At 70.7% G+C, this 17,356-nt stretch carries 14 protein-coding genes; 10 read left to right on the top strand and 4 right to left on the bottom strand.

What is annotated here, in order from left to right; genetic code table 11:
- Positions 1 to 509 precede the first annotated feature (509 nt).
- Entirely contained in the window at positions 510 to 2,612 is a 2,103-nt protein-coding gene (locus ADK54_RS03210) for a PIG-L family deacetylase (protein ID WP_053723946.1), read from the top strand.
- A gap of 37 nt (positions 2,613 to 2,649) precedes the next feature.
- Here the strand turns inward: ADK54_RS03210 and ADK54_RS03205 are convergent, their stop codons facing one another.
- Positions 2,650 to 3,753, bottom strand: coding sequence for an acyltransferase family protein (locus ADK54_RS03205; protein ID WP_063801890.1), 1,104 nt, complete (start codon positions 3,751 to 3,753; stop codon positions 2,650 to 2,652).
- A gap of 194 nt (positions 3,754 to 3,947) precedes the next feature.
- Between ADK54_RS03205 and ADK54_RS03200 the strand changes: the two genes are divergently transcribed.
- Genes ADK54_RS03200 through ADK54_RS03190 form a run of 3 tightly spaced genes read left to right on the top strand, consistent with a single transcriptional unit; the run spans position 3,948 to position 7,127 of the window.
- The gene (locus ADK54_RS03200) at positions 3,948 to 4,835 is read left to right on the top strand and encodes an alkaline phosphatase family protein (protein ID WP_053723945.1); all 888 of its coding nucleotides are present in this window, start codon (positions 3,948 to 3,950) and stop codon (positions 4,833 to 4,835) included.
- Position 4,836: 1 nt separating this feature from the next.
- On the top strand, positions 4,837 to 6,105 hold the full coding sequence (locus tag ADK54_RS03195) for an MFS transporter (RefSeq protein ID WP_234391902.1): 1,269 nt from the start codon (positions 4,837 to 4,839) through the stop codon (positions 6,103 to 6,105).
- Positions 6,102 to 7,127, top strand: a complete 1,026-nt coding sequence (locus tag ADK54_RS03190; RefSeq protein ID WP_053723944.1) for a TolB family protein — start codon at positions 6,102 to 6,104, stop codon at positions 7,125 to 7,127. The genes ADK54_RS03195 and ADK54_RS03190 overlap by 4 nt, the downstream gene beginning before the upstream one ends.
- 19 nt (positions 7,128 to 7,146) lie before the next feature.
- On the opposite strand, the gene ADK54_RS03185 is transcribed toward ADK54_RS03190, so the two are convergent.
- Both ADK54_RS03185 and ADK54_RS03180 read right to left on the bottom strand, forming a co-directional pair.
- The gene (locus tag ADK54_RS03185; RefSeq protein ID WP_053723943.1) at positions 7,147 to 7,506 is read right to left on the bottom strand and encodes a 5-carboxymethyl-2-hydroxymuconate Delta-isomerase; all 360 of its coding nucleotides are present in this window, start codon (positions 7,504 to 7,506) and stop codon (positions 7,147 to 7,149) included.
- Between the two features lie 45 nt (positions 7,507 to 7,551).
- The gene (locus ADK54_RS03180; RefSeq protein WP_199826851.1) at positions 7,552 to 8,151 is read right to left on the bottom strand and encodes a CGNR zinc finger domain-containing protein; all 600 of its coding nucleotides are present in this window, start codon (positions 8,149 to 8,151) and stop codon (positions 7,552 to 7,554) included.
- 89 nt (positions 8,152 to 8,240) lie between these two features.
- Between ADK54_RS03180 and ADK54_RS03175 the strand changes: the two genes are divergently transcribed.
- A complete protein-coding gene (locus tag ADK54_RS03175; RefSeq protein WP_053723941.1) occupies positions 8,241 to 9,497 on the top strand; it encodes a cysteine desulfurase in 1,257 nt (418 codons plus the stop codon).
- 58 nt (positions 9,498 to 9,555) lie between these two features.
- Here the strand turns inward: ADK54_RS03175 and ADK54_RS03170 are convergent, their stop codons facing one another.
- Complete coding sequence (locus ADK54_RS03170; RefSeq protein ID WP_053723940.1) at positions 9,556 to 10,917, bottom strand: glutamine synthetase family protein; 1,362 nt, start codon at positions 10,915 to 10,917, stop codon at positions 9,556 to 9,558.
- Between the two features lie 289 nt (positions 10,918 to 11,206).
- Here ADK54_RS03170 and ADK54_RS03165 point away from each other — a divergent pair, with 289 nt between their 5' ends.
- The 5 genes from ADK54_RS03165 (at position 11,207) to ADK54_RS03145 (ending at position 17,178) form a co-directional block, all read left to right on the top strand.
- Positions 11,207 to 13,183 (top strand): amino acid transporter, encoded by a 1,977-nt coding sequence (locus tag ADK54_RS03165; RefSeq protein ID WP_053723939.1) that lies wholly within the window; start codon positions 11,207 to 11,209, stop codon positions 13,181 to 13,183.
- A gap of 85 nt (positions 13,184 to 13,268) precedes the next feature.
- Positions 13,269 to 13,667 (top strand): hypothetical protein, encoded by a 399-nt coding sequence (locus tag ADK54_RS03160; RefSeq protein WP_053723938.1) that lies wholly within the window; start codon positions 13,269 to 13,271, stop codon positions 13,665 to 13,667.
- 69 nt (positions 13,668 to 13,736) lie between these two features.
- Complete coding sequence (locus ADK54_RS03155; RefSeq protein ID WP_053723937.1) at positions 13,737 to 14,432, top strand: DUF3105 domain-containing protein; 696 nt, start codon at positions 13,737 to 13,739, stop codon at positions 14,430 to 14,432.
- Complete coding sequence (locus tag ADK54_RS03150) at positions 14,429 to 15,070, top strand: DUF305 domain-containing protein (RefSeq protein ID WP_053723936.1); 642 nt, start codon at positions 14,429 to 14,431, stop codon at positions 15,068 to 15,070. The genes ADK54_RS03155 and ADK54_RS03150 overlap by 4 nt, the downstream gene beginning before the upstream one ends.
- A gap of 149 nt (positions 15,071 to 15,219) precedes the next feature.
- A complete protein-coding gene (locus ADK54_RS03145; RefSeq protein WP_078966091.1) occupies positions 15,220 to 17,178 on the top strand; it encodes a S53 family peptidase in 1,959 nt (652 codons plus the stop codon).
- The last annotated feature ends 178 nt before the right edge of the window (positions 17,179 to 17,356 follow it).

Here is a 17,356-nt window from a genome sequence, read left to right as displayed (position 1 = left end):
CCCGATCAAGACCCGGATTCCGAGCCTAGCCGCAGTGGGGCCGCCGAGCCCCGGCGAGGTGGTCCCGGGTGGCCGGACCGGGGCGGCCCGTCGGGGCGGCCCGTCGGGGTCGTCCTCCCGCCCCCGGAAGGGGCGTCCGGCACCGGAGCGAGGGCCGGCGACACAGGACCTTCGGCCCTGACGACCACCCCCAACGTCCCTCACCACAGGTGACGCCCCACCCACATAGGGCAACGTTCCGGACATTTCGCAGGCGAACTGCCCCCTTCTCACACCCAGTTCACGAGGGTATGTGTCGGATTTGATGCGATATAGGGGTAATTCGGGGTGATCAAGGCCACACGATTTGCCATCGAGTCCAAATGAACCCGATTCTTGGACCTTTCGTCTTCCTTGCCGATCAGGTTCTGACCAGCTCTGATCGAGCACTCACGACCGGGCTTTCGGCGAGGCAGTGCTCACGCACCGACCTCGGCCGCCCAGGCCGCCCGCACCGAAAGACCGCACCCATGAAGTCCAGGCTGCCGCTGCGCTCCGCGCTGCTGTCCCGCCGTGGCGCCGTCGCCGGCTCCGCGCTCGCCGCCGTGCTCATCACGGGCGGCGTCTTCGCCGAACTGGCAATGTCCGACACCGAGGGTTCGGACACCCCCGGCGGCCACGCCTCGGGCACGCCCGCGGCGGCCGCGTCGGGCCCGGTGCGGCCCGCGACCGGCTCGGTGATGCAGGTCATCGCCCACCCGGACGACGACCTGTTCTTCATGAACCCGGACACCGGCCAGTCGCTGCGCTCGGGCCGCCCCATGACGTCGGTGTACGTCACGGCCGGCGAGGCGGACGGCGTGAACGCGCCGCCGCCGAAGAAGCCGGGCGGCCCCAAGCCCCTGGTCGACAAGGCGAAGTACTCCGAGGCCCGCCAGAACGGCATACGCGGGGCGTACGCGCAGATGGCCACCGGCGACCGGGGCAGCTCGTGGACCCGCACCTCCATACCCACCGCCGGCGGCGGCACCGCCGAGGTCGACACCCTGAACGCCCGCCCCGACATCCACCTGGTGTGGGTGCAGCTGCGCGAGGCCGGCAGCATCAACGGCAACCAGCCGCACAGCCTGCGCGGCCTGTGGAACGGCCAGGTCGACACGCTCACCTCGCAGATAGCCTCCGGCAGCCCGGCCAAGCCCTTCACGTACACGAAGGAGCAGGTCGTCAAGACGCTCGCCGGTCTGATGGAGCGCTTCCTCCCCACCCACGTGCGCACCCTCGACCCGACCCCGGGCAAGGAGGGCAAGCTGCACAAGATCGTGGACCACCAGGACCACATCTACAGCGCCCGCTTCGCGCAGGCCGCGCTCCAGCTGTACGCGAAGTCCGTGAACCACCCGAACTTCAGCGTGCAGACGTACTTCGGCTACAACACCAGCTATCTGCCACACACCTTCGCCAAGCCGGCCGCCGACGCCAAGGCCGACATCGTCAAGACGTACGCCTGGATGAACCCGAACGACAACTACTGCGACAGCGCCGCCGGCTGCGGCGACCGCAAGGTGTCGGTCCGCCCGTACGGCAACGGCTGGGCCCAGTCGGTCCGTTACTCCCGCACCAACTCCACCTCCTGGCTGCAGGCCGGCATGGACGGGAGCCTGTGGGCGTTCGGCGTGCTCGACCAGCGCCTCGCGGTGTGGCACAAGGCGCCGGGCGCAGCCGCCTGGGGCGAGCCCAGGATGCTGCCCGGCGACGGCATGGACTCCGGTGTGAGCGCTACGCGCCTGCCGGACGGCCGACTCGCGGTGTTCGGCACCCGCACCCTGTTCGGCGCCGAGCTGACCGACTACCGCCGTGAGGTCGTGGCCGCGGTCCAGACGACGCCGGGCGGGGACTTCGGGCCGTGGCGTTCGCTCGGCTCGCCCGACCACAGCGGCACCAACGGCGTGTTCGACATGTCCACCCCGACCGCGGCGGTGGACGGCACCGGCAAGCTCTCGGTGTTCCTGCGCGGCGGCGACCGCCAGCTGTACTCGGCGAACCTGGCCGAGAACGGCGCCTGGACCCCGTGGGCCGTCCACGGCGGTGTCAACATGGCGGGCGACCCGGTCGCCACCGCCGACGGCGCGGGCCGCATCCACGTCTTCTCCAGCACCCCGAAGACGGTGCTGACCTGGGCGCAGCCGAAGGCGGGCGAGCCGATGCCGGTGCGCGCCACCGAGACGAAGCTGCCGCCGAACACGACGGGCCTGTCCGCCCGCCCGGAGGGCGACGGGGTGCGGGTGTACTTCCGCAAGGTGGACTCGGGCAACGTCCAGAGCGTGCTGTTCACCGGCGTGACCCCGTCCGCGGTCACCGACCTCGGCGACACGTCCGGCTACGGCACGGTCGGCGTGGCGGGCCCGCTGCTCACCGGCCGTACCGCGTCCGGCGCGCTCGCCACCCTGGAGCCGGGCGCGGAGGACCCGCAGTGGAAGTCCGACGGCAGCATCCTGTTCACCGGCTCGCCCTCGGCCGTCGCCGAGGGCCAGGACACCGCGGCGGCCGCGATCGGCCTGGACGGCCAGCTGTACTGGACGCAGACCGCGGGCGCCGAAGGCCCGGCCTCCCCCTGGAAGCCCGCCGCGAACTGACCGCGGCGGACTGTTCGGCAAGGCCGTCGACAACCGCTCAGCGCGCCAGCGTCTTCTCGCGCCCGGCTGCCGTCTTCGGGACGGGCGCGGGCACGGGCGCCTGGGGCCTGGGCACCAGCCACCCCGGAAGGCGCGGCTCCACCAGGGGCCGGGCCAGCGCCCGCACCGGCGGCGTCGACAGCAGGACGACCACCCCCACCGCGAGCCCGCTGAGCACCAGCTGGCCCGCGAGCCCCGACTCCCGTACGACGCGGAAGTACCCGTAGTGCTGGGCGACCCGGATCAGGATCCCGTGCAGCAGGTACGGGTAGAGGGTGACCGCGCCCAGTGCCGTGATCCACATCCGGCGCCCCGGCACCAGCGCCAGGAACGACCCCACGAGCAGCGCGCCCACCGCGAACAGGGCCAGCCTGAGCAGCAGATACCGGACGGGCGAGACGTGCAGCGCGCCGTTGCCGACGTCCATCGACAGCCAGTCGTCGCTCGGGGCCGGTGACAGGCGGTAGGCGAGCGCGAGAGCGCCGACGAAGACCGGCACCGCGATGCGGCGGGCCGTGCGGGTGCGCAGCCGGGCGAAGTGTTCGGGGCGCAGCCTGAGCCCGAGGACGAACCAGGGCAGGAACATCAGGACCCGGGGCAGCGCCAGGTCCTCGCCGATCACGGTGGTGCCCGCGGCGAGCGAGACGACGACCGCGATGGCGACCGGGTGGCGCACGGCGTTCCAGATCGGGGTGGACAGCCGCCAGACGAACAGCGCGATGAGGAACCACAGCAGATACGTCGGCGAGGTCGGCGTGATCGCGAGCTCCGTGCCGCGCAGCCAGTGGTAGACGAGGCTGTAGAGGGTCTCGAAGATCAGGTAGGGCGCGAGGACCCCGGTGAGCAGCCGGCGGATCTGGTCGGGACGGCCGGTGAAACTGCGCGAGAAGTAGCCGGAGAGCAGGATGAAGGCCGGCATGTGGAAGCCGTAGACCAGGTTGTGCACGGCTCTGAGCCCGTGCGTGTGGGGCGAGAACACCTGCTCCCAGCTGTGGCCGAGCGCGACCAGCACGATGAGCAGGAACTTTGCGTTGTCGAAGAAGGGCCTGCGGTCGGGGGCGGGTGGAGCGGGAGGACCGTGGTGGGGGGTGGAACTGGTCATCCACCCCAAGGTAGGGGGACAGGAGTCGCTCATGGGGTTGCCACAGCTTTGGGCACGGGACGTTCCCCGGGTCTTCACCCACTTTCACCTTCCAGGTTGACATGCACACCCCTAACCTCCGGGGTGCACCGCAACCCGCCCCCGGGTGCACCCGGCCTCCGGGTGCAGCCATCCCCCTCAATCCGGAGGTAGCCGTGTCCGGCGAGCCCAAACCGCGCCGCACCCGCACCGCCCTCTTCTCCGCCGTGGGCCTCGTGGCCGCATCCGCCGGCCTGTGGGCCGGCCTCGGCGGCACGTCCTCCGCGGCCTCCGCGGCGAGCGTCCCCACCCCCGACCACGTGGTGGTCGTGGTCATGGAGAACCACGCCTACAACCAGGTCATCGGCAGCTCCAGCGCCCCGTACATCAACTCGCTGAAGTCCGGCGGCGCGAACCTGTCGGCCTCGTACGCCGAGACCCACCCGAGCCAGCCGAACTACTACGCCATGTTCTCCGGCTCCACGCAGGGCGTCACCGACGACAGCTGCGTGACCCCCGGCTTCTCCTCCGCGCCGAACCTCGCCTCCGAGCTGATCGCGGCGGGCAAGACGTGGGCCAGCTACAACGAGTCGCTGCCCAGCCAGGGCTCCACGACCTGCTCCAGCGGCAAGTACGCGCAGAAGCACAACCCGTGGTTCGGCTTCTCGAACGTGCCGACCTCCTCGGCGTACACCTTCGCCCAGTTCCCCACCGACTACTCGACGCTCCCCCAGGTCTCGTACGTCACCCCGAACCTGTGCAGCGACATGCACGACTGCTCGGTCTCCACGGGTGACACCTGGCTGAAGAACAACCTGGGCGCGTACGCGACCTGGGCCAAGACCCACAACAGCCTGCTCGTCGTCACCTTCGACGAGGACAACCGGCTCGCCGGCAACAAGATCCCGACGGTCTTCTACGGCCAGCCGGTGACGCCGGGTTCCTCGTCCTCGACGACGTACAACCACTACAACGTGCTGCGCACGATCGAGGACATGTACGGCACCTCGCACGCCGGCGAGGCCGCCAACTCCACCGACATCACGGGGATTTGGGCAAGCTGACGTGTACGTAGCGGACAGTCGCGGCACTCCTGCCGCCGCTGCCGACGCCGCCCGGGTCACTTCCGGGCGGCGTTCGGCGATCGCCCCCACCGTGTTCGCGCTCGGCACGGTCAGTCTCATCACGGACGTCTCCTCGGAGATGGTCACCGCCGTGCTCCCGCTGTACCTGGTGACGGGCCTCGGCCTGTCCCCGCTCGGCTTCGGCCTGCTCGACGGCGTGTACAACGGCTTCAGCGCGCTTGTCCGGCTCGTCGGCGGCCACCTCGCCGACCGGGGCGGCCGGCACAAGACGGTCGCGGTGCTCGGCTACGGCCTCTCCGCGCTGTGCAAACCCCTTCTCCTGGTGGCGAGTTCGCTGCCGCTGATCGGCGCGGTACTCGCCGCCGACCGCACCGGCAAAGGGCTGCGCACCGCGCCGCGCGACGCCCTGATCTCCCTCGCGTCCGCGCCACAATCGCGCGGCCGGGCCTTCGGGGTGCACCGGGCCATGGACACGGCGGGAGCCATGCTCGGCCCGCTGACCGCCTTCCTGATCCTGCGTCAGGCGGCGGACGGCTACGACGCGGTGTTCACGGTCAGCTTCTGCGTGGCGGCCGTCGGCGTCCTGGTCCTGCTCCTCTTCGTCCCCTCCCGCGCCCCCGTCGCCGCACTCCCGGAGGACGCCCCGCGCGTCTCCCTGAAGGCTGCCCTGGCGCTTCTCCGCGTCCGGACGGTACGTCAACTCACCCTGGCTGCCCTGCTGTTGGGCCTGGCGACGGTAAGTGACTCCTTCGTCTACCTCCTGCTCCAGCACCGGCTCGGCGTGCCCGACCGCTGGTTCGCGCTGCTCCCCCTCGGCACGGCGGCCGCCTTCCTGCTCCTCGCCGTGCCGCTGGGCCGTCTCGCCGACAAGGTGGGCCGCTGGCAGGTGTTCCTCGGCGGCCACGCGGCCCTGCTCCTCGCGTACGTCCTGCTCCTGACCGGCTGGCAGAGCCCGGCGCTCCCCTTCCTCACGCTGGCCCTGCACGGCGGGTTCTACGCGGCGACCGACGGCGTCCTGATGGCGGCGGCCGCCGGGTCCGTCCCGGCCGGACTCCGCTCCTCCGGGCTCGCGTTGATCCAGACCGGCCAGGCCACGGCCCGCTTCGTCTGCTCGATCGCGTTCGGCGCGGCCTGGACGGCGTGGGGCGACAGGATGGCGCTGAGCACCGCCGCGGCGGCCCTGACCGCGTGCGCGGCGGGCGCGTTCCTGCTCCGCCCCTCGAACTCCCCGAAAGAAGACCGGCCTTGACCCTGCGCAACAAGATCCTGGTCCTCGTGGCGGCGCTCGCCGTCCTCGCGGGAGTCGCGACCGCGTCCGTACTGCACGCGGCGGGCCGCGAGGACCGGAAGAACCAGACGCAGGCAGGCGGTCCCCCGGTGGCCGCAGGAAAGGTGTCGCTGACACCCGATGCCACTCGGAAGATCGTGTTCCGCAACATGGCGTGGGGCCCGCACCGCGACGAGCTGGCCACGGTCCCGGCCGCCGACCCGGCGGGCCCGCGCACGGCCTCCGGCGTGAAGTGCCTGCGCTTCTACGCGGCGGCGGGCACGGGCATCTGCCTCCAGGCCGAGCGCGGCGCGATGCAGGACTCGTACCGCGCGGTCGTCCTGGACGCCCAGCTCAAGGAGCGGGCGCACTACACCCTCCCCGGCATCCCGACCCGCGCCCGGGTCTCGCCCAGCGGGCACTGGGTGGCCTGGACGGTGTTCGTGGGCGGCGACTCGTACGCGGGCACGAACTTCTCCACCCGCACGGCCGTCCTCGACACCAGGACGGGCCAACTCACCTCGTCTCTCGAAGACTTCAAGGCCTACCTGGACGGCAAGGAGCACCACGCCGCCGACACCAACTTCTGGGGCGTCACCTTCGCCGCCGACGACCAGCACTTCTACGCGACGATGGCGACGGGCGGCCACACCTATCTCGTACGGGGCGACCTCGCGGCGCGCACGGTGACCTCCCTGCACGCGAACGTCGAGTGCCCCTCCCTCTCCCCCGACGGCACCCGGATCGTCTACAAGAAGCGGGTGCCGGGCCGGCCCGCCGACGCGCCCTGGCACCTGTACGCGCTGGACCTGGCGACGATGCGCGAGACCGCGCTCGCGGAGCCGAGGAGCGTGGACGACCAGGCGGTCTGGCAGGACGACCACACGGTCGCCTACTCCCTGGCCGGCGACTACGGCAGCGACCTGTACACGGTCCCGGCCGACGGCACGGGAAAGCCCCGCCGCCTGCTGACTGCGGGGCTCGCCCCGGCGTACCTGGGCTGACGCACGTCCCTTTCGCGGGCTACTCCTTGCGGGCGCGGTAGAAGTCCCGCTCCATCTCGCGCGCCTCGACCATGACGTGCAGCCGCCGCCCCGCGATGCCGGTCACATGCTTGCGGGCGATCTCCAGGACGGTCTCGCTCAGCTCCTCGATGGCTTTCGGGGTGCGCCCGGAGAGGATCGCGACCTGGATGAAGACGGCGTCGATGTCGTCCTCGGCGGCGCCGAAGTACGACTCCTCGATGCGCCGGAACCGGGTCTTGAAGGCCTCGGTGGAGGCGTTGATCGACGCGGGCGCGACCTCGTGCACCTCACGGGCGAAGGCTTCCCGGTCGAACGTGGCGGCGAGCCGCTCGGAGTACTCGACGGTGACGAATGGCATGACCGATTCCCTTGCTGTGGCAGGTGAGTTGACGGGTCGAGGTGTTCAGTCGGCGGCCTTGCGGGCGGCGTAGTGGCGGGCGGCCCGTACCCGGTTGCCGCACTTGGTGGTGCACCAGCGGCGGGCCGCGTGGGAGCGCAGGAACCAGCGGGTGCAGCCCTGGGCTCCACAGGGCGCGAGCTGGCCGGCGTCCGCCCCGGTGAGCAGGTCGGCGCCGTCCTCGGCGAGCGCGCAGAGGGCGGCGCCGACCGGGTTCGCGGTGTCGGGTTCGTCGGCGCGGTGCGGCGCGCGGCCGGTCCAGACGAGGCGGGGCGTGGGGGGTGCGGCGGCCAGCGCGGTGTTGAGCGCGTCCAGGCTCGGCGCGGGCGGCGAAACCCCCTCGGCCCGGGCCCCGAAGAGCTCCCGCAGCGCCTCGCGGAGCGCGCGCAGGCGTCCGGCCTGACGGCCACTCAGAACTATCTGGTCCGCCAGGAGTTCATGACGCACGAGCCAGAGCCGCGCGGCGTCGGCGTCCTCCAGGAGGTCCACCTGGCCGTGGCTGAGCGCGAACCGGGTGTTCACCAGGGCGAGGGAGAGGAAGCGTTCCTCGCCGGGGACCGGCAGCTGATGGAGGTAGTGCGGCGCGTCATGATCCACGCATCTCATGCTAACGCTTGCCGTTGTCCGTGAGAAGGTCTACGTTCCCCTCACGGCAAAACAATGGATACAGCGTGAGAAGCAGGGGGCACCGAAAGATGACGTACACCGACGTGACCACCGTGACGGGGTTCGACGTGGACAGGGTCCGCGAGGACTTCCCGATCCTCGGCCGCACGCTCGACAGCGGGGCGCCGCTGATCTACCTGGACTCGGGCGCCACCACCCAGAAGCCGCTCCAGGTCCTGGACGCGGAACGGGACTTCTACCTGAGCCACAACGCGGCCGTGCACCGCGGCGCCCATCAGCTCTCGGTCGAGGCGACCGACGCGTACGAGGGCGCGCGCCGCAGGATCGCCGCGTTCGTCGGCGCGGCGGACGACGAGATCGTCTTCACCAAGAACACCACCGAGGGCATCAACCTGGTGGCGTACGCGCTGGGGAACACGGGCCGGCTCGGGCCGGGCGACAGGATCGTGGTGACGGTGATGGAGCACCACGCGAATCTGGTGCCCTGGCAGCAGCTCGCCGAGCGGACCGGGGCGCGGCTCGCGTGGTTCGGCCTGACCGACGACGGCCGGCTCGACCTGGACGGCCTCGACGACCTCGTGGACGAGTCGACGAAGGTGGTCGCCCTGACCCATCAGTCGAACGTCCTGGGCACGCTGAACCCCGTCCGCACGATCGCGGACCGGGCGCATGCGGTGGGCGCGCTGGTGGTGGTGGACGGCGCCCAGTCGGTCCCCCACCGACCGGTGGACGTGACGGAACTGGGCGCGGACTTCCTGGCCTTCTCCGGCCACAAGATGCTGGGCCCGAGCGGCGTGGGCGTCCTGTGGGGCCGCGCCGACCTGCTGAACGAGCTGCCCCCGTTCCTGACGGGCGGCTCGATGATCGAGGTGGTCGAGATGGAGCGCTCGACGTTCCTGCCGCCCCCGCAGCGCTTCGAGGCGGGCGTCCCGATGACCGCCCAGGCGGTGGGCCTGGCCGCGGCGGTGGACTACCTGGAGGCCCTGGGAATGCGGGAGGTCGCGGCCCACGAGGACGCCCTGACCGCCCTGGCCCTGAACCTCCTGGGCGAGATCCCCGGGGTCCGGATCATCGGCCCCGCGGACCTGACCGGCCGAGGCTCGGCGGTGTCCTTCGTGGTCGAGGACATCCACCCCCACGACGTGGGCCAGATCCTGGACGCCCGAGGAGTGGCCGTCCGCACGGGCCACCACTGCGCCCGCCCCCTGACCCGCCGCTACGGCCTGGCGGCGACGACGAGGGCGAGCTTCTACGTCTACAACACCCCGGAGGAGGTGACGGCCCTGGCGGAGGGGGTTCGGGCGGCTCAGAGGTACTTCGCCTGAGCGGCCCCGGCGATCAGCAAGAGGGCCCCGCGGGCCCCCGCGCCACCTGCCAACTCCCTTACAGCACAGGCAAGTTCTTCCGCAGCTCGAAAGCCGTGACCTCGGACCGGTACTCCTCCCACTCCTGCTTCTTGTTCCGCAGGAAGAAGTCGAAGACGTGCTCGCCCAGCGTCTCCGCCACCAGCTCGCTGCGTTCCATCAGGGCGATCGCCTCGCCCAGGTTCTGCGGGAGGGGTTCGATGCCCATGGCGCGGCGTTCGGCATCGGTGAGGGCCCACACGTCGTCGTCGGCGCCTGCCGGGAGTTCGTAGCCCTCTTCGATGCCCTTCAGGCCCGCCGCCAGGAGGAGGGCGTAGGCGAGGTACGGGTTGCAGCCCGAGTCCAGGGAGCGGACCTCGACGCGGGCGGAACCGGTCTTGCCGGGCTTGTACATCGGGACGCGGATGAGGGCCGAGCGGTTGTTGTGGCCCCAGCAGATGTACGAGGGGGCCTCGCCGCCGGCGCCCGCCGTGCGCTCCGAGCCGCCCCAGATGCGCTTGTAGGAGTTGACCCACTGGTTGGTGACCGCCGCGATCTCGGCGGCGTGCTTCAGGAGGCCCGCGATGAAGGACCGGCCGACCTTCGAGAGCTGGTACTCGGCGCCCGACTCGTAGAACGCGTTCCGGTCGCCCTCGAAGAGGGAGAGGTGGGTGTGCATGCCCGAGCCCGGGTACTCCGAGAACGGCTTGGGCATGAAGGTGGCCTGGACGCCCTGTTCGAGGGCGACCTGCTTCATGACCAGGCGGAACGTCATGATGTTGTCGGCCGTGGAGAGCGCGTCCGCGTAGCGGAGGTCGATCTCCTGCTGGCCCGGCGCACCCTCGTGGTGGCTGAACTCGACCGAGATGCCCATCGATTCGAGCATGGTGATCGCCTGGCGGCGGAAGTCCATGCCGACGTTCTGCGGAGTGTGGTCGAAGTAGCCCGAGTTGTCGGCCGGGACCGGGCGGGTGCCGTCGAGCGGCTTGTCCTTCAGGAGGAAGAACTCGATCTCGGGGTGGGTGTAGAAGGTGAACCCGAGGTCTGAGGTCTTGGCCAGGATGCGCTTGAGGACGAAGCGCGGGTCCGCGAAGGACGGGGAGCCGTCGGGCATCCGGATGTCGCAGAACATCCGGGCCGTGCCGGGGGCCTCCGCGCGCCACGGCAGGATCTGGAAGGTGGACGGGTCGGGCCGGGCGATCATGTCGGACTCGTAGACGCGGGCGAAGCCCTCGATGGCCGAGCCGTCGAAGCCGATTCCCTCGTCGAAGGCCTGCTCCAGCTCGGCCGGGGCGACCGCCACCGACTTGAGGAAGCCCAGCACATCGGTGAACCACAGGCGCACGAACCGGATGTCGCGCTCCTCGAGAGTCCGGAGCACGAACTCCTGCTGCTTGTCCATAGCCACATCCTTGCAGTTCAGACGGCCTGTGCACCATGACCCCGTCAAGAACGGGGACGACGGGCGGATCCTCAGTATCGAGGCGCGGGATTACCTCCACATTACGCACCCGGTATGACCTACAGCACGTCCCCTCCCCGCGGGTGCCCCTGAGGGCTTCACGCGTGAGGATGTGGTGGATACTCGCTCCTCGTTGCCCGCAGAACGGCCCAGCACCACGGCCCGGCACAACGGCCCGGCACAACAGTCCGGCACCACGGCTCGGCAGAACGGCTTAGGAGAACCTCGCATGACCGGCACCCAGGTGGATCCTCCGGATACCGCCGTCGCAACCCCCGACCGGCGCCGCTGGCGCGGCTGGCTGCTCGACGGGCTGAGCGAGCGCTCCGCCCGCCACCCCGGCCCGCACGGCACCCCGCCGGCCGAGCACAAGGGCCACCGCTGGTGGCGGGTCATGTGCCTGACCGGTGTCGACTACTTCTCCACGCTCGGCTACCAGCCCGGCATCGCGGCGCTCGCCGCCGGGCTGCTCTCGCCGCTCGCGACGCTGGTGCTCATCGCGCTGACGCTGGGCGGAGCGCTGCCGGTGTACCGGCGGGTCGCGAAGGAGTCGCCGAACGGCGAGGGCTCGATCGCCATGCTGGAGCGGCTGCTGCCCTGGTGGGCGGGGAAGATCTTCGTCCTGGTGCTGCTCGGCTTCGCCGCCACCGACTTCATGATCACGATCACGCTTTCGGCCGCGGACGCCTCCGCGCACGTCGTGGAGAATCCTTTCGCTCCGAGCTTCCTGCACGGCTCCAACCTCTGGATCACGCTGGCGCTCGTCGCGGCGCTCGGCGCGGTCTTCCTCAAGGGGTTCAAGGAGGCCATCGGCATCGCGGTGGCGCTCGTCGGCGTCTATCTGGCGCTGAACCTCGTGGTCCTCTCGACCGCCGTCTGGAAGATCGCCACCGAGCCGGTCGTGATCGGCAACTGGTGGGACGCGATGACCGCCGAGCACTCCTCGCCGCTCGCGATGATCGGCGTCTCGCTGCTCGTCTTCCCGAAGCTCGCGCTCGGCATGTCCGGGTTCGAGACGGGCGTGGCGGTCATGCCGCAGATCCAGGGCGACGACTCGGACACGTACGACAAGCCCCTCGGCCGGGTCCGTGACACCCGCAAGCTGCTGACCACGGCCGCGCTCATCATGAGCGGCTTCCTGCTCGTCTCCAGCCTCGCGACGACCATCCTGATCCCGGAGTCCGAGTTCAAGGCCGGGGGCGGCGCCAACGGCCGCGCGCTGGCCTACCTCGCCCACCAGCACCTCGGTGAGGGCTTCGGGACGGTGTACGACATCTCGACCATCGCCATCCTCTGGTTCGCCGGGGCCTCGGCGACCGCGGGCCTGCTCAACCTCGTACCGCGCTATCTGCCGCGGTACGGCATGGCGCCCGAGTGGACGCGTGCGGTGCGGCCGCTGGTCCTGATCTTCGTGGCGATCGCCTTCTTCATCACCTGGTGGTTCGACGCCGACGTCGACGCGCAGAGCGGCGCGTACGCCACCGGTGTGCTGGTCCTGATGCTGTCGGCCTCGTTCGCCTCGACGGTCGCCGTGCACCGGCGCGGCAAGCGGGGCGCCGCCCTGGGCTTCGGGGTGGTCACCGCGGTCTTCGCGTACACGCTGGTCACGAACGTGATCGAGCGGCCGGACGGCATCAAGATCGCGCTGCTGTTCATCGTGGGCATCGTGGTGTCGTCGTTCGCCTCGCGGGTGCACCGCGCCTTCGAACTGCGGGCGACGGCAGTGACCTTCGACGAGTGCGCCGCCCGGTTCGTGGACGAGGCTGCGCAGAGCGGGCCGCTGCGGATCATCGCCAACGAGCCGCAGGAGCACTCGACGCGGGAGTACCGCGCCAAGGAGTACAGCCAGCGCGAGGAGACGCACATCCCGGACGGCCGGCCCGTGCTGTTCCTGGAGGTGTTCATCCAGAACTCCTCCGACTTCACCACCGAGCTCACCGTCCACGGCGACGAGAAGCACGGGGTGCGCCGCCTGCGCGTCGAGGGCGCGGTCGTGCCCAACACCATCGCCGCCGTGATGATGGAGCTGCGCGACCGGACCGGCGAGGTGCCGCACGCCTACTTCAACTGGACCGAGGGCCACCCGCTCAGCCATCTGCTGCGCTTCCTGGTGTTCGGCGACGGCGAGGTCGCCCCGGTCACCCGCGAGGTGCTGCGCCGGGCCGAGCCGGACCTGCGCCGCCGCCCCCGGGTCCACGTGGGCTGAGCGTCCCCTTTCGGGCCCGCTGTTTTCGGCCGGTGAGCCACCCGGCCTGCCGTGAGCCGCACTCCCTCCCCTACCATCTGCGCCCATGGGGGGAGTGCGGCTCACGCGCATCACGCGTCCCGTGGCGCTGCTGAGTGCCATGGCGACGCTGCTCGCCGCGCTCTTCATCTGCCTCGCGGCGGGCGGCGGCGAGAACCCGGCCCGCCTCCCCCAAGCTCTCAACTTCGTTCGAGCAGGGGGGACCCCCATCGGCCCGCCGGCCGGCGGCCCCGCGCAGTACAGCTGCCCGTACGACCAGGGCGACTGCGGACTCTTCCCGCACACCGGCCCGGCCGTGCTCACCACACCCCCGACGGACGCGCCGACCCCGGCCGCGGTCCATGACGTACGCCCCGTGACGCCCCGCGCGGGCGCCGCCCCCGTACGGTTCGGGGCCCGGCCGCGCGCGCCGGACCTGCACGTCCTTCAGGTGCTGCGGACCTAGGGGGCACCGCAGCCACGCTTGGCTGCTCCTGCCCTCAACTCCCCATCCCCAGAAGGACGTTACGGACACATGGCCATTCAGGACGACCCCAACACCTCCCGCAGAGCGCGTATGGAGGAGCTGCGCCGCGTCGAGCAGGCCCGGCAGCGGCGCGGCAGGATCGTGGTGATCTCCTCGGTCACCGCCGCCGTCGTCGCGGTCGCGGGCCTGGTCGGATTCGGCGTGTACGAGTTCGGCAAGTCGGGCGACAGCGGCAGCAAGGCCGCCGACAAGACGCAGACGGAAGCTCAGGCTCAGGGCGGCACCGACGCCAAGGCGCAGATCGCGGGCGAGAAGGACTGGGATCCCAAGAAGCTGACCCGCAACCACGTGACCACCAAGGTGAATTACCCGATGAAGCCGCCGGTGGGCGGCGACCACGACCAGGTGTGGATGAACTGCGGCGGCGACGTCTACTCCAAGCAGGTCCCGGACATGAACGCCGTGCACTCCCTGGAACATGGCGCGGTGTGGGTGACGTACACCGACAAGGCGTCGGCCGCCGAGGTGAAGAAGCTCGCCGACAAGGTGTCGAAGACGCCGTACTCGCTGATGAGCCCGTACAAGGACCAGGCCGGGGCGATCATGCTGAGCGCCTGGGGCAAGCAGCTCACCGTGAACGGCGCGGACGATCCCCGGGTGAGCGAGTTCTTCACCAAGTACGTGCAGGGCTCGCAGACGCCCGAGCCGGGTGCCCCGTGCACGGGCGGGCTGGGCGAGCAGTGATCCGCCGCTACTGGGGGCTCGCGGCCGCGCTCGCCCTCGCGCTGGTGTTCGCGGCGGCCGCCGTGCTCGTCTCCTCGGGCGGCAGCCGGGCCACCGCCGAGGCCAAGTCCCGTACGCCGACGGCCACTTCGGCGGACGCGGGATTCGCGCGCGACATGTCGACGCACCACCAGCAGGCGGTGGAGATGTCCTTCATCGTGCGCGACCGCACCTCGGACGAGGAGGTGCGACGCCTCGCGTACGACATCGCCAACACTCAGGCCAACCAGCGGGGCATGATGCTCGGCTGGCTGGACCTGTGGGGGCTGCCGAAGAACGAGGCGTCCCAGCTGCCGATGGCATGGATGGGCATGGGCATGGAACCGGGCGCCGACGGCGCGCTGATGCCGGGCATGGCCACCAACACCGATCTGGACAAGCTGCGGGGGCTCAGCGGCAAGGACGCCGAGGTGCTCTACCTCCAGCTGATGACCGAGCACCACAAGGGCGGCATTCACATGGCGCAGGGCTGTGTCGAGCGCTGCACGGTCGGCCCGGAGAAGCAGTTGGCGCAGGGGATGGTCGACTCGCAGCAGTCGGAAATCGACCTGATGGCACAAATGCTGAAGAAAAGGGGCGCCACGGCACGTACCGACTGACGGCTCAACTGACCGAGGGTAAACGCTCTTTGGCGTTTCTTGGTGATCACATGCCCCCCGCATGAACCGTTCCTGACAAGAGTGACGCATTACATGCGCGCATCAGACAGCGCACGTACAGCATGCGAAGACCTCACGCAGGGGGTTACATGAGAACCAGCCGCGCCAGGCGGCGCGCCGGTGTGAGCATGGCAGCGACACTGCCTTTGCTCGCCGGCGCGCTCGCCCTCGGCATACCGTCCGCCCAGGCGGCCGACCCGGTCCCGAGCGGACGGGCGGCCCTCGCGGGCACCCAGCCCGTCTGGGCCACCGGCTCCGCCGACCAGGGTGCCACCGCCGCAGCAACCAAGGTCAACGCCCGGGTGTACCTCGCCGGGCGGGACGCGAAGGGCCTCGACGCGTACGCCGCGGCCGTGTCCGACCCGCAGTCGGCGTCGTACGGCAAGTACCTCAGCGCCGACCAGGCGCAGCAGCGCTTCGGCGCCACCCAGGAGCAGATCGACGCGGTCACCAAGTGGCTGAAGTCGTCCGGACTGACCATCACGGGCTCCACCCAGCACTACATATCGGTGTCCGGTGACGTTGCGGCGGCGCAGAAGGCGTTCGCCACGCAGCTGCACAACTACCGCAAGAGCGGCCGGACTTACCACGCCCCGTCCAAGGCCGCCTCCGCGCCGAACGCGCTCGCGGGCGCCGTTCTGACGGTGACCGGCCTGGACAACGCGCCGCACCAGTCGACTCACGAGGACACCCTGCCGGGGCCGGGCGTCGGCTTCCGCAACGCGGGGCCGTTCTCCAGCTACTACGGCCAGAACGTCGCCAAGACGCTGCCGGACGCGTACGGCACCAAGGTTCCGTACGCCGTGCACGGCTACACCGGCCAGCAGCTGCGGGCCGCGTACGGCGCGGGCAAGTACACCGGCAAGGGCGTGACCGTCGCGATCACCGACGCGTACGCCTCGCCGACCATGGCGTCGGACGCGGCGACGTACGCCAAGCGCAACGGCGACAAGGCCTACAAGAAGGGCCAGTACACCGAGGTCCTCCCGGCGGCCTACAACAGCGTGGACGACTGCAAGGCATCCGGCTGGTACGGCGAGGAGTCCCTGGACGTCGAGGCCGTGCACGCGGTCGCGCCCGACGCGAACATCGTGTACGTGGGCGGCGCGTCCTGCAACGACCCGGATCTGCTCGACGCCCTCAACAAGGTCGTCGACAAGCGGCTCGCCGACATCGTCTCCAACTCGTGGGGCGACATCGAGGCCAACGAGACCCCGGACATCGCGGCGGCGTACGACCAGACGTTCAAGCTCGGCGCGATCGAGGGCATCGGCTTCTACTTCTCCTCCGGCGACAACGGCGACGAGGTCGCCAACACCGGCAAGAAGCAGGTCGACACCCCCGCCAACTCGGCTTGGGTGACGGCGGTCGGCGGCACCTCGCTGGCGGTCGGCAAGAACGACAAGTACCAGTTCGAGACCGGCTGGGGCACCGAGAAGGCCGCCCTCGCCGCGGACGGCAAGAGCTGGACGAACTTCCCCGGCGCCTACACCGGCGGCGCGGGCGGCGGCACCAGCTCCACCGTGAAGCAGCCGTTCTACCAGCACGGCATCGTGCCGGACTCGCTGGCGAAGGCGAACGGCGCGACCCGGATGCGCACGGTTCCGGACATCGCGGCCGTGGCCGACCCCAACACCGGCTTCCTGGTGGGCCAGACGCAGTCCTGGCCCGACAAGTCGGTGAAGTACGACGAGTACCGCATCGGCGGCACCTCGCTCGCCGCCCCGGTCACTGCGGGCATCCAGGCGCTGGCCCAGCAGGCCCAGCACTTCCCGATCGGGTTCGCGAACCCGTCGATCTACGCGCGCTTCGGCTCGCCGCTCTTCCACGACGTGACGGACCACCCGCTGGGTGCGAAGCGTGACCTCGCGGTCGCGCGTGTCGACTTCGCGAACGGCGTGGACGCGTCGGGCGGCCTGCTGACGTCGGTCCGCTCCCTCGGCAAGGACAGCTCGCTGTCCGCGACGAAGGGGTACGACGACGTGACGGGTGTGGGTTCGCCCGCGCCGGGTTACGTGGCGTCGTACGGCTTCCCGTTCCGCCGCTGACCCCTTCACCAGGGTCACACCCCGCCCTCGGCCACGCGCTGGCCGGGGGCGGGGTTTTGCGTTCCCCCTCCAGAGGAGCTCGTTCGGCTGCGGCCGGCGCTCGCCCTGGGGCTCCGCCCCAGACCCCAGTCCGGCCCCGCCCCACCCCTTCCCGAAACCCGCCGGGGGGGGAGTTCGT

The organism is Streptomyces sp. WM6378 (assembly GCF_001279695.1).
In the GTDB taxonomy this organism is placed as follows: domain Bacteria; phylum Actinomycetota; class Actinomycetes; order Streptomycetales; family Streptomycetaceae; genus Streptomyces.
The sequence above is the reverse complement of the archived record's forward strand: the minus strand, read 5'-3'. Positions and strand labels throughout refer to the sequence as shown.